General features: G+C 60.5%; 15 protein-coding genes. 4 read left to right on the forward strand and 11 right to left on the reverse strand.

Annotated features, from left to right (window positions below; all coding sequences use genetic code 11):
* Positions 1 to 27: 27 nt before the first annotated feature.
* The 8 genes from DevBK_RS10355 to coxB all read right to left on the reverse strand — a co-directional run bounded on the left by DevBK_RS10355 (position 28) and on the right by coxB (position 6,503).
* A complete protein-coding gene (locus tag DevBK_RS10355) occupies positions 28 to 792 on the reverse strand; it encodes an SURF1 family protein (RefSeq protein WP_317185365.1) in 765 nt (254 codons plus the stop codon).
* The gene (locus DevBK_RS10360; protein WP_317185366.1) at positions 789 to 1,142 is read right to left on the reverse strand and encodes a DUF983 domain-containing protein; all 354 of its coding nucleotides are present in this window, start codon (positions 1,140 to 1,142) and stop codon (positions 789 to 791) included. Before DevBK_RS10360 ends, DevBK_RS10355 begins: the two co-directional genes overlap by 4 nt.
* A 69-nt stretch (positions 1,143 to 1,211) precedes the next feature.
* Positions 1,212 to 2,048, reverse strand: a complete 837-nt coding sequence (locus DevBK_RS10365; protein WP_061907808.1) for a cytochrome c oxidase subunit 3 — start codon at positions 2,046 to 2,048, stop codon at positions 1,212 to 1,214.
* A gap of 2 nt (positions 2,049 to 2,050) precedes the next feature.
* Complete coding sequence (locus DevBK_RS10370; RefSeq protein WP_317185367.1) at positions 2,051 to 2,617, reverse strand: cytochrome c oxidase assembly protein; 567 nt, start codon at positions 2,615 to 2,617, stop codon at positions 2,051 to 2,053.
* Positions 2,617 to 2,781 carry a hypothetical protein gene (locus DevBK_RS10375; RefSeq protein ID WP_156464004.1) on the reverse strand — a complete coding sequence of 55 codons (165 nt, stop codon included), beginning with the start codon at positions 2,779 to 2,781 and terminating at the stop codon, positions 2,617 to 2,619. The genes DevBK_RS10370 and DevBK_RS10375 overlap by 1 nt, the downstream gene beginning before the upstream one ends.
* A gap of 14 nt (positions 2,782 to 2,795) precedes the next feature.
* On the reverse strand, positions 2,796 to 3,731 hold the full coding sequence (locus DevBK_RS10380; RefSeq protein ID WP_410494050.1) for a heme o synthase: 936 nt from the start codon (positions 3,729 to 3,731) through the stop codon (positions 2,796 to 2,798).
* Between the two features lie 69 nt (positions 3,732 to 3,800).
* A complete protein-coding gene (gene ctaD, locus DevBK_RS10385; RefSeq protein ID WP_317185368.1) occupies positions 3,801 to 5,495 on the reverse strand; it encodes a cytochrome c oxidase subunit I in 1,695 nt (564 codons plus the stop codon).
* A gap of 21 nt (positions 5,496 to 5,516) precedes the next feature.
* Positions 5,517 to 6,503, reverse strand: coding sequence for a cytochrome c oxidase subunit II (gene coxB / locus DevBK_RS10390; RefSeq protein ID WP_410494051.1), 987 nt, complete (start codon positions 6,501 to 6,503; stop codon positions 5,517 to 5,519).
* Between the two features lie 325 nt (positions 6,504 to 6,828).
* Here coxB and DevBK_RS10395 point away from each other — a divergent pair, with 325 nt between their 5' ends.
* Both DevBK_RS10395 and DevBK_RS10400 read left to right on the forward strand, forming a co-directional pair.
* Complete coding sequence (locus DevBK_RS10395; protein ID WP_317185608.1) at positions 6,829 to 7,332, forward strand: invasion associated locus B family protein; 504 nt, start codon at positions 6,829 to 6,831, stop codon at positions 7,330 to 7,332.
* 14 nt (positions 7,333 to 7,346) lie between these two features.
* Entirely contained in the window at positions 7,347 to 7,592 is a 246-nt protein-coding gene (locus DevBK_RS10400) for a PilZ domain-containing protein (RefSeq protein ID WP_317185369.1), read from the forward strand.
* Between the two features lie 3 nt (positions 7,593 to 7,595).
* Here the strand turns inward: DevBK_RS10400 and DevBK_RS10405 are convergent, their stop codons facing one another.
* The 3 genes from DevBK_RS10405 to DevBK_RS10415 all read right to left on the reverse strand — a co-directional run bounded on the left by DevBK_RS10405 (position 7,596) and on the right by DevBK_RS10415 (position 9,444).
* The gene (locus DevBK_RS10405; protein ID WP_317185370.1) at positions 7,596 to 8,159 is read right to left on the reverse strand and encodes a shikimate kinase; all 564 of its coding nucleotides are present in this window, start codon (positions 8,157 to 8,159) and stop codon (positions 7,596 to 7,598) included.
* A 1-nt stretch (position 8,160) separates the two neighbouring features.
* A complete protein-coding gene (gene blaOXA / locus DevBK_RS10410) occupies positions 8,161 to 8,976 on the reverse strand; it encodes a class D beta-lactamase (RefSeq protein ID WP_317185371.1) in 816 nt (271 codons plus the stop codon).
* Positions 8,977 to 9,180: 204 nt separating this feature from the next.
* Positions 9,181 to 9,444 (reverse strand): DUF1127 domain-containing protein, encoded by a 264-nt coding sequence (locus DevBK_RS10415; RefSeq protein ID WP_317185372.1) that lies wholly within the window; start codon positions 9,442 to 9,444, stop codon positions 9,181 to 9,183.
* 140 nt (positions 9,445 to 9,584) lie between these two features.
* Between DevBK_RS10415 and DevBK_RS10420 the strand changes: the two genes are divergently transcribed.
* Complete coding sequence (locus DevBK_RS10420) at positions 9,585 to 10,472, forward strand: LysR family transcriptional regulator (protein ID WP_162236071.1); 888 nt, start codon at positions 9,585 to 9,587, stop codon at positions 10,470 to 10,472.
* A gap of 70 nt (positions 10,473 to 10,542) precedes the next feature.
* Complete coding sequence (xseA, locus tag DevBK_RS10425) at positions 10,543 to 12,159, forward strand: exodeoxyribonuclease VII large subunit (protein ID WP_317185373.1); 1,617 nt, start codon at positions 10,543 to 10,545, stop codon at positions 12,157 to 12,159.
* The last annotated feature ends 54 nt before the right edge of the window (positions 12,160 to 12,213 follow it).

Below are 12,213 nucleotides of genomic sequence, written 5' to 3' on the forward strand. Positions count from 1 at the left end.
CGACGCTTCGCCGCAAGGTTTTGCCGATCACGCCGGTTTTGACGGCTGGCGGCTTTGGCGAAACAGCCAAAAGCCGAGCATGACCACAGCGACAATGGCAAAGCCATACCAGGTCAGAGCATAACCGAAATGGTTGTTGGGGAAGGTAACGACGGTCTCGCCCGCCTGAGGCAGATCGCCTGGGGCGCCGGCCGGCAGATCGATATAGAAGGGCGCGACCGGCGCAAGCGCTGGATCGGCAAGTTGGGCCAACCGCAAGGGATCGCGCACCCACTCGATCCGATTGGATGTATCTGCCTCAGGCGTCATGAAATCAGCCTGCTCGGGCGTACGGACCACGCCTGTGATAGTGACGATGCCAGGGTCTTCGCCATGAAGATCACCGAGCGCCGCCGCTTCCTGATATTGCTGCGGCACGAAGCCACGATTGACGAAAACCGTGCCGCCGCCTTGCAACTCGAACGGCGTCATCACCCAGTAGCCGGGGCCTGAATACTGGCCCTTCGCGCTGGCGAGACTCGTGAACACGGTCGACGTCTGGGTATAGCGATAGGCGCCGGTGAGCGTCACCGGCTGATAAACGATAGATTGCGGATCAAGCGTCGACCACGATTCCGGGCCGGGCACAGGAACAGGCGCTGCAGTCAGCCGCGCATCGACCGCGGCGATAAGCGCTTCCTTTTCGGCCAGTCGCTGCATCTGCCAGTTGCCGAGAAAAGCGCAGACGGCCGCCAGCACCAGCATGAGGGCGGCAAAAACCCATTCCTTGAGCCCGAGGCGACGCGTGGTCATTGATGTCCCTCGTGCGCATCGTGGCGAAACTGCAGATTGACGAGCACGCCTTTGAACGGCGGCAGCAGCGCGAGGCTCAAAAGCACGGTTACCGGAATCCAGATCACGAGATGCATCCAGGGTGGCACGGTGGCGACAGCACCGAGGATCAGCGCCATAACGAGCACCAGAGGAGCAACGAGAAAGATGACGAACACGGCGGGGCCATCACCGCTATCGGCAAAGGCGAGATCAAGGCCGCACTTTTCGCATTGCGGCACCAGCTTGAGATAACCAGCGAAGAGCCGTCCCTCGCCGCAGCGAGGACAGCGGCAAAGAAGGCCAGTCAGGATGGGATTGGGCTGCGCCATAAACTGCTTCTTGATGCAAAAAGGGGCGCAGCCTTGGCCGCGCCCCCAAATTCCGGGCTACCTGCCCTATCAGTGGCTGAGCGCCACACCCCAGCTGCCCCAAACATAGATCGAGGCAAAGAGGAACAGCCACACCACGTCGACGAAGTGCCAATACCAGGCGGCAAATTCGAAGCCGAGGTGACGCTCGGGAGTGAAATCACCACGTTCGGCGCGGATCAAGCAGACCGCGAGGAAGATGGTGCCGATCAGAACGTGGAAACCGTGGAAGCCGGTCGCCATGAAGAAGGTCGCGCCATACATGCTGCCGGCGAACGAGAAACCGGCATGGGTATATTCGAGATATTGAACGAACGAGAACAGCACGCCGAGCGCAACGGTGATCGCGAGGCCCCAGCGAAGTCCCTTGCGATCGTTTTCGAGGAGCGCATGGTGCGCCCAGGTGACGGTCGTGCCCGAGGTCAGGAGGATCAGCGTGTTGAACAACGGCAGGTGGAAGGGGTCGAACAGCTCGATGCCGGTCGGGGGCCAGTGGCCACCAGTGGCCGCGACGCGGGCATATTGCTCGACGTCGTCGAGGCGGAAGAAGCCGTCGAAATAGGCCCAGAACCACGCGACGAAGAACATGACTTCGGAAGCGATGAAGAGGATCATGCCATAGCGGTGGTGCATCTGCACGACCGGGGTGTGGTCGACGCCGTTATTGGCTTCCTTCACCACATCGGCCCACCAAGCGTAGAAAACGTAGAGAACACCGGCGAGGCCGATGAAAAACAGCCACGGGGTCCACTGGTGCATCCAGAACACGGCACCGATCATCATGACCAGTACCGCGGCCGACATCGCAAAGGGCCAGGGCGACGGCTCTACCATATGGTAGTCATGGTTCTTCTCAATGGCGGCCATGTTCAGCTTCCCTCACTGTCTGAAGCGTAGAATGTATAAGAGAGCGTAATCTCTTTAATCGTGTTGAGTTCGCGGTTATCCGCGATATCGGGATCGACGAAGAAGACGATCGGCATATCGACCGTCTCGCCTGGCTGTAGCGTCTGCTCGGTAAAGCAGAAGCACTCGATCTTGTTGAAGTAGATGCCGGCCTGTTCGGGCACGACGTTGAAAATCGCCTGGCCGGTTATCGGCTTGTCGGAATTATTGGTCGCCACGTAATTGACCGTGTCGACAGCGCCGATCTTGTCGGTGATCGAGGCGGCCGGTTTGACGGTCCAGGGCAGCGTATTTTCGACGTTGACGTCGAAGCGCACGCGCATTTCGCGCGCGATGACGCCCTTCGGATTGGCATCAGCCACCTGCGTCGTGCCGCCAAAGCCAGTGACCTGGCAGAACAGTTGATAGAGCGGCACGGAGGCGAAGGCGAGGCCCACCATGCCTGCAACCAGCACCGCAAGGCTCACGCCGATGCGGCGGTTCTTGCGATTGCTGAGATTGTCACGATGTTCGGGTGCGACAGAAGTCATCAGAGTGCCCTGTCGAACAGCGCCGGGCCCATCTTGACGATGGTCAGCACATAAAAGGTGATCGCGAACAGCGCGAGGGCTCCGGCGAGGGCAAGAGACCGGCGGCGGCGGACGCGCTTCAGCGCTTCGGCGGCCTGCAGATCGGCAGCGCTTGGTTGGCTCACGGGGGTCTCAGTGCTCACAGCCAGAACCCTCCGAGGCGCGAAACGAAAGTATCGACGAGCAGCGCAAGGAACAGCACGAAAAGGTAGCTCAGCGAATAGGTGAAAAGTCGGCGTGCAGCCTTCTTCATGTCGACGCTGTTTGGCGCGCGAAGAATGCGGACCGCAAGATAGATGAAGGCAGCGCCGGTTGCCGCCGCAACGACACCGTATATCCAGCTTCCCACGCCCAGATAAATCGGCACGAAAGACGACACGGCAAGGATTACCGAATAGACGAAAATCTGACGTTTGGTGGATGCCTCGCCAGCAACGTTCGGCATCATCGGTACGCCGGCCGCGGCATAGTCGCTCTGCTTATAGAGCGCCAGGGCCCAGAAATGCGGCGGGGTCCAAAGGAAGACGATGAGGAACAGCGAGAGGCTTTCCCAGGTGATGGTGCCGCTGACCGCAGCCCAGCCAATCATGGCTGGAAAGGCACCGGCCGCGCCACCGATAACGATGTTCTGGGGCGTCGAGCGCTTGAGCCACATCGTATAGATAACGGCATAAAAGAAGATGGTGAAGGCAAGGAGCCCGCCAGCCACCCAATTGGTCGCAAGGCCGAGAAGCGACACCGAGAAGGCCGAGAGAACGAGGCCAAAGCTCAGCGCTTCGCCTTCGGAAATCCGCCCTGCCGGGATCGGTCGGTTCTGCGTCCGGCTCATGATGGCGTCGATATCGGCATCGTACCACATATTGAGCGCGCCCGACGCGCCGCCACCGATAGCGATGCAGATGATGGCAATGAGCCCGATGATCGGGTTGATGCCGCCCGGCGCGACCAGCATGCCGACGAGTGCGGTGAAGACAACCAGCGACATGACACGAGGTTTGAGCAGGGCGAGGTAATCCTCGACCCGTGCCTCACCCGCCAAAGCGGGCATTCCCTTGCTATCGTCGATATAGGTCACTGAACTCTTCCAAACTTTTGGTGTGAACCGCACCCTTGGGCGCGATCCACGGATTTCTCAAACCACGACTTAGTGCGCGTTGGTCGATTCAATCTTGGGCAGCGTCGAGAACTGGTGGAACGGCGGAGGCGAGCTCAGCGTCCATTCCAGCGTCGTCGCGCCTTCACCCCATGGATTGTCACCGGCCGGGCGCTTCTTACGAACGGCTTCCCAGGTCGCGTAGAAGAAAATGATCATGGCAACGAAGGTGATGTAGTAGCCGATCGAGGACACGCGGTTCCAGAGTGCGAAGGCATCCGGATAGTCGATGTAACGGCGCGGCATGCCGGCAAGGCCGAGGAAGTGCTGCGGGAAGAAGATCAGGTTCACGCCAACGAACATGACCCAGAAGTGCAGCTTGCCCAAGAACTCGGAATACATGTGACCGAACATCTTTGGGTACCAGTAGTACCAACCAGCAAAGATCGAGAACACGGCGCCGAGCGAGAGCACGTAGTGGAAATGCGCCACGACGTAATAGGTATCGTGAAGGGCACGGTCGGCACCCGCATTGGCCAGCACCACGCCCGTCACACCACCAACGGTGAACAGGAAGATGAAGCCGATAGCCCAGAGCATGGGAATGCGGAAGGTAATAGAGCCGCCCCACATGGTGGCGATCCAGGAGAAGATCTTCACGCCCGTCGGCACGGCGATGACCATGGTGGCGGCAACGAAGTAGCGCTGCACGTTGAGGCTAAGACCGGTCGTATACATGTGGTGCGCCCACACGACGAACCCGACGAAGCCGATGGCGACCATGGCATAGGCCATGGCCATGTAACCGAAGACCGGCTTGCGGCTGAAGGTTGCCACGATGTGGCTGATGATGCCGAAGCCCGGCAGGATCATGATGTAAACTTCAGGGTGACCGAAGAACCAGAACAGATGCTGGAACAATACCGGATCACCGCCGCCTTCGGGCGAGAAGAAGGTCGTGCCGAAATTGCGGTCGGTCAGCAGCATGGTGATTGCGCCGGCAAGAACCGGAAGCGCCAGCAAGAGCAGGAAGCCGGTGGTCAGAACGGCCCAGGCAAAGAGCGGCATCTTGTGGATGGTCATGCCAGGGGCGCGCATATTGAGAATGGTGGTGATCAGGTTGATGGCGCCAAGGATGGAGCTCACACCTGCCACGTGCAACGACAGAATGGCGAAATCGAGCGCCGGGCCAGGGTGACCAGCGGTCGAGAGCGGCGGGTAGACGGTCCAGCCGCCACCAAAACCACCGACGCCACCAGCGCCTTCAAAGAACAGGCTCATCAGCAGAAGGATGAAGGCCACCGGCAAAAGCCAGAACGCGATATTGTTGATGCGCGGGAAGGCCGTATCGGGCGCACCGATCATCAGCGGGGCAAAGTAGTTGGCAAAGCCGCCCATGGTTGCCGGCATGACGGTGAAGAACACCATGATGAGGGCGTGGGCCGTCGTGAAGACGTTATACATCTGCTTGCCGGCGTCGACGGCGGAGTCGCCCTGAACGCCATAGACCATGGACGCAAGGCCATGGAAAATCTGGATGCCGGGCTCCTGCAGCTCCATGCGCATGAAGCCGGAAAGGATGCCGCCGATCACACCAGCCACGATCGAGAACACGAGATACATGATCCCGATGTCCTTGTGGTTGGTCGAAAGGACCCAACGGCGCCAGCCGGTCGGGGTGTGATGGTCGTGCTGCGATGCGTAGTCATGCCCGGTGGCATGGGCCTCGAGGTGTGTTTCTGACATTATGGTCTCCCCTGACCCAGATTACTGAATTGCCGGCAGCAGGGCAGCGGCGGCGGCATAGTCACGACCTTCTGCATATGCCGAAATGAAGGTTTGGAATTCGTCTGCGGTCACGACGCGAACGGCGATCGGCATGAAGGCATGGTCCTTGCCGCACAGTTCCGAACACTGGCCATAGTAAAGGCCGGTCTCGCGGGCATTGAACCAGGTCTCGTTCAAACGGCCAGGAACAGCGTCGACCTTGATGCCGAAAGACGGCACGGCGAACGCGTGGATGACGCCGGCAGCGTCGGCTGTGATCTGCATGCTGACGGTAGTGTTGACCGGCACGATCAACTCGTTGTCGACGGCCAGAAGACGCGGCTGGTTCGGCTTCGCACTCTTGCGGCCCGGGGTCGGCGCCCCGCCATTCACGCCCGGAACGTCTTCTTCCTGCATGATATTCTGGGTGAAACCGAGCGGCTGATCGGCGGGCGCATCGGGGACGAAGTTCGAGTAATCGACATACTCGTAATCCCAGTACCACTGCTGACCCGTCGCCTTGATCGTCAGGCTTGCAGCAGGAACCTCGACTTCGCCGAAGGTGAAAATATTGGCGCCCAGATACTTCCGCTCGCCATCGGGCGTCGTCATCTGATCGGAAAGAACGCCGAAAGACGGGATGGCGATAACGATCAGGACGATGATCGGCACCACGGTCCAGATCACTTCGATCAGCGTGTTGTGGGTAAAGCGCGCTGGAACTGGATTGGCCTTGGCATTGAAGCGCACGGCAACAGCGATCAGGAGCGCCAGGACGAACAGCACGATGATCGTGATGGTCCACATCAGCGGGCCATCATGGAAAGCCACGATGGAATCCATGATCGGCGTGACCGATTGCTGCAGATGGAACTGACCTGGCTCGGGATGACCCTTGCCGATTTCCTGCGCAAAAAGGGAAGACGGCACCAGCGCCAGGGCGGCAGTCGCTGCTGCACCCAACTTCCTAACGAACTGACCGGTCACCACAAACCCCCTAAATACCAATTCTGGTGCACGCACACCGGGAAGAAGAGGGCAAAAAGCGGCATAGCTCACGCCGCCCCGACTCAACCTCGGAGCGCAAAACTCAATTTCGACCTAAATCACATTGATTGGCCCGAGTCTATTGCGGCCAAGCTCACTTATTGCGGTTTAAAACTGGACAAATCGAGCCGTCTTTGCCTCAAGGGCGCCGCAGTTCCGCTGCCAGAATGCCGCAAAAGCGGGCTTGGTTGACAGCCGGAACGCTGTAACGGAAACAGGCCGGGCGTGCCGCATATCCGCGAATCGGCAGGAGACCAGCAAAGTGATGCATTTTTCGAAGCACCTGATGGGCCTTGCCCTCGCGCTGAGCGCTGCTTTGAGCGCGGCCCCTGCCATGGCGCAAGGCACGGTGCGCGGCGAATATGGCGATTGGCAGATGAGCTGCGACACCCCTCCGGGCGCGAGCGCAGAACAGTGCGCGATCATCCAGAATGTCATGGCCGAGGACCAGCCCAATGTCGGCCTCTCGGTCATCGTGCTGCGCACGGCCGATCGTGAAGCCCGGCTGCTGCGCGTTCTCGCCCCGCTTGGCGTGCTCTTGCCCAATGGGCTCGGGCTCAATGTCGATGGCAAGGATATGGGCCGCGTCGCCTTCGTGCGTTGCCTGCCCAATGGCTGCGTCGCCGAAGTCGAGCTCGATGATGACCTGATCGATGTGCTCTCGAAGGGGACGAGCGCGATTTTCGTCGTGTTCAAGACCCCTGAAGAGGGCGTCGGCATCCCCGTTTCGCTCGAAGGCTTCTCGGAAGGCTTTGCCGCCCTGCCCTGATCCCGGCAAACGCCATGACCGAAGAGCGGCGCAAGGTACATCGCAACCGTACCCTCAAGGGTGGACGCATCGTCACCAATGACGGCCACTCCACCTTCGATTGCACGGTGCGCAATCACTCCGACAGCGGCGCAAAACTTGTCGTTGCCAGCATCATCGGGATTCCCCAGCATTTTGGGCTGACCATGCATGATGGCCGCAGCTATGCCTGCGAAACCATATGGCACACGGAAACCGAAATCGGCGTGCGGTTTTTGTAGCCGCTAGGCGATCGCGAGGGTGGTAATCAAATCGTCTGCGATTGCCGGCGCGTCCGCGGTCGACACCACCAAAGCGTCCCCGATCGTTTGATAAATCGGAAACCGCTGGCGGAATTTGCGCTCTTCGCTGCTTTGGACAAACCCGAAACCCCGCGTCAATTGCCGCGCTACGACGATATCGGTGGCGCGGTCAATATCGAGCGAAGGCAGCAGCGTCACGCCATACCCCTTCTCAACGAGAGCGGCGGCGCGCGTGAAATCACTCGAATCCGGCGGCGCGGCCAGAAAGCCTGACGAGCTGACGAAAATGGCGGGCGATTTGAGATCGGCAAAACACCGCTCGCCCAGGGCCAGATTTTCCGCGCGATAGTGATCATAGCCCTTTTGGGCGATAACCTCGCCGATATTACCGATGACCGAGCAGAAGAGTTCGTCGAGGTCGATCAGCGCCCAACCCAAACGACGCGAAAGCTCGCGGCCGAGCGTCGATTTTCCGACTCCACCAGGGCCGAGGAGTACAAGCGTCTCTCCAGCCTGCCAGGGCCGACGGCAGTTTATATAGACCACGCTACAGTGCCTCTGCCGGAAGAGCGTCGACCATCATATCCCAGCTTTCAAGCAACGCGTCGCGAGCCCGCACACCGCCGCCGACGGCGTGACGCTGCTCGTCCTGATTAAGCCGCGCGAAAACAAGGGTCCTACCGTCCTTTTCCGCCCATCCAACGAACCAGCCCCAGCCCTTGGCACGATCGAACGTCCCGTCGGCAAGCCGCGGAAAGGCCGAGCCGGTTTTCCCGGTCACCGTCCAGCCGTTTGGTGTAGACCAGCTTTCGAGCACGGCCGCGGTCATATCCATTGCATCAGTGCTGACCGGCAGCGCGCGGTTGACGAGGTTGCGCAGGAAAGCGACCTGTTCCACAGGCGAGATCTTGAGCGAGGACGAAATCCAGGCGCGTTCGAGCGCATTGTTTTTGCCTGGATCGCCCGCAAAATCGGCATTGCCATAGCCGAATTGCGCCGCATAATTTTCGAGCGTCGCGACGCCAAGCGCCTCGGTGATCCGCTGCGAATACCAGACGACGGAATATTTCATCCAGCGCGTCGGGTCAGTCGTCTGTTGCCATTCGGGTCCGCCCCAGTCGGCATAGCCTTCTTTGAACGGAATTGCCGGCGTCGTGGTATCGCTCAGAAAACCCGCATCATAGCCCATGACGGCCAAAGGTATTTTGAAGGTCGACGCCGGTGTGACGCGCGTCCGGCAATCGCCGTTTTCCTCAAGCAACTCGCCCGTCCTGGCATCGGCCACAACCGTGCAGAGCGTTTTCGCTTCGGCAGCCGTAACGGAGAGAAGGCAGACAGAAAGGGCCGCGAAAGCAAGCTTCATGAAGAACTCCAGAGACGCTGCCAAGGCTTGGCACGAGGAGCCTCTAGACGACACTCGCGGCGAAAAAAAGCCGGGCGAGTGCAAGCACAAGCCCGGCAAGTCTTCAGGAAACGGGACCAGCGGCAAAACTGGCCCGGGAGATGGAACGAGCATAAACATGTTCGTTCCAAGGCTTGCGCTCCACAGAGGGGCAGAGCGAAGAACTTAGCGCAGGGACCGTCGAGCCCGCGCCGTATTGAGAACCATGGTCGCGGCGCGGCCACCGCGCGCCGTCATGGCTTCATGGATATCTGCATGGGAGAGACCCAGATCGTCGAGACGATCGGCGTCCAATTCGAGCAGGCTTTGCAGCGCAGTCCGGCGGGTACGATCAGCATTGGCCTTGGCGAACCATGCAAAGACGGTTCGCAAAGACGTATTCGGCATGGCGGCCGTAACTGACCGCTCGCCGGGAAGCGAGAGAGCCATTTCAAATCTCCAAAAAACTGAGCCGGGGGGAGGTCGGCAATCGCCGTCATTGGCGACGCTGTTGAATTAGCGCTCTGGACTTCCATTCGTCCAACAAATAGATTTCATCCATTCAATCAAATTGAGTGATGGAGGTGGCGATGGCTGCGCCGCTCGATCTCGACCAGTTGCAAAGTTTTTGTGCCATTGCCGATTGCGGCAGCTTCACCGAAGCGGCGCGCCGCGTAAACAAGACGCAGTCCGCTGTTTCGATGCAGATCAAGAGGCTCGAAGAGCGGCTGGGCCACTCGCTGCTGACACGCGATGGCCGCACCGTTGCGCTCACTCATCATGGCGAAGTGCTTTACGAGCGCGCGCGGAAAATGCTGCGCACGAACGCTGAAATCCTCGATCACTTCAACGACGGTGACTTAGCCGGTTCGATCCGCTTCGGCGTGCCGGACGATTACGCCGTACGCCTTTTGCCGGTGATCCTCTCGAGCTTCCAGCGCACCCATCCCAAGATCGTGGTCGACGTTTCTTGCATGGCTTCGGAGCACCTTCTCGAAGGCATGCGCGCCGGGCGCTATGATCTCATCGTCTTCACGCAAGGCACCGAGCAGAATTTCGGCGAATTGTTCCGCACCGAAAAGATGTTCTGGGTTGCAAGCCACGGCGGCCGCGCGCTCGCCAGCGAACCCATCGCCATCGCCTGCGGCCCGCAATATTGCATCTGGCGCAAGGACGCCATGGACGCGCTTGAGCGCAGCAATACCGATTATCGCATCGCCTACACGTCCTCCAACGCCACGGCGATTTCCTCGGCTGTGCTGTCCGATCTCGCCATCGGCTTCCTGCCGGAAAGTGCCCTCCAGCCCGGCATGCGCGTCGTCTCCGACAATCGCGGCCTGCCGCCGCTCCCGGATGCCCAAATGGCTCTCATGCGCGGCAGCCACGCCTATGGCGGCATCTACGACGCGCTCGCCACACACATCGTCCAATCCATGGGCAACCTCGAACGCCCCACTGAAGCGGAGGCCGCTGAGTAGGACCGAAAGGTCCGGCGTTGAGTAATGGTCGCCCCTTGACCTCCCGTCTGCTTTCGACCACCAAGAACCCATGCCTCAAGCTCTGACAAATGCTGCCGAGTTCACGGTTTCCGAAGTCGCCCAGGCGGTGAAGCGGACGGTCGAAGATGAATTTGGCCATGTGCGCGTGCGCGGCGAAATCTCAGGGTTTCGCGGCCAGCATTCGTCGGGTCATGCCTATTTCACCCTTAAGGATGATGCCGCAGCGATCGATGCGGTGATCTGGAAGGGCAGTTATGGACGCCTTGCCTTCAAGCCAGAAGAAGGGCTCGAGGTTATCGCGACAGGCCGACTGACGACCTTCCCGCGCTCGTCCAAATATCAGATCGTCATCGAGCAGATCGAACCGGCGGGCGCCGGCGCCCTGATGGCGCTCCTCGAAGAACGCCGGAAGAAGCTTCTGGCGGAGGGGCTGTTCGATCGGGAGCGCAAGCGGGCGCTACCCTATCTGCCCCGCGTCATCGGGGTCATTACGTCGCCAACCGGGGCCGTTATCCGGGATATTCTCCACCGCCTCGATGATCGATTCCCGAGCCATGTTCTCGTCTGGCCGGTGCGCGTGCAGGGCGATACCTGCGCACCCGAAGTCGTCAACGCCATCGAGGGGTTCAATGCCCTCCTGCCCGGCGGCAGTATTCCGCGCCCCGATATCCTGATCGTTGCGCGCGGCGGCGGGTCGATCGAGGATCTCTGGGGCTTTAACGAAGAGGCCGTGGTTCGCACCGTCGCCGCTTCCGAAATCCCGGTCATTTCCGCAGTCGGCCACGAGACCGATACGACACTGATCGACTATGCGTCCGACATGCGCGCGCCGACCCCGACAGCGGCTGCCGAAGCAGCCGTGCCCGTTCGCGCCGAACTCATCGCCTATGTCGAGGACCAGGGCAGCCGCCAGCGACAGGCCGCGCGACGCAGCTTGATGAGTCTCAAAGACCGGCTCCGCGCCGCGGGTGCCGCGCTTCCCCGTGCGACCGATCTGGTCGCCACCCAGCGCCAGAGCCTCGATATGGCCTCAGCCCAACTGTCGAGCGGCCTTCGCCATTTCGTTCAGGCGCGCCGACTTGCCTTTTCGAAGGCTGCCGGCGCCATGCAGCCGCGTCTCGTGCGCCAGCGTTACGAGGATCTCGCCAAGCGTCTCGACCATATCGATCATCGTGCGCTCGCGGGCCTCAATAAAACCATCGAGCGCGCCAGGCTGACCTTCGATCCCCGCGCCACGCGTCTCCCCGGCAGCGTTGGCCAAGCGCTCGAACGCAAGCGCGCGCTCTTTGCCCGCGTCAGCCCGCGCCTCACCCCGCAGCCGCTCCGCGCTGAACTCCGGCAATCCCAAGCGCAACTTCAGCCGTTAGCGCAACGCCTCGGTCTCATTCCGGCACGTCTTACGCTTGACCGACGCCAACAGCTTTCCCAACTGACAAAACTGCTCGATACCCTCTCCTATCGCAGCGTTCTCGCCCGCGGCTATGCGCTGGTGCAGGACGAGGCTGGCGAAGTCGTTAGCGCAGCCGCGCAGGTCAAGCCCGGCGATGTTTTGAAGCTGACTTTTGCCGATGGGGAAGTGGGCGCAAATGTTGCTGGCGCCGCACCGCAGAAACGCAAGCCGGGACGAACTTCATCCGATGACGGCTCGCAGGAAAGTCTCTTTTGAAACTCCGGTTTTGCCTCTATAGCGTAAGTCATTAGAAGGAGCCCGGCGGTGAAT

The organism is Devosia sp. BK, from assembly GCF_032907385.1.
In the GTDB taxonomy this organism is placed as follows: domain Bacteria; phylum Pseudomonadota; class Alphaproteobacteria; order Rhizobiales; family Devosiaceae; genus Devosia.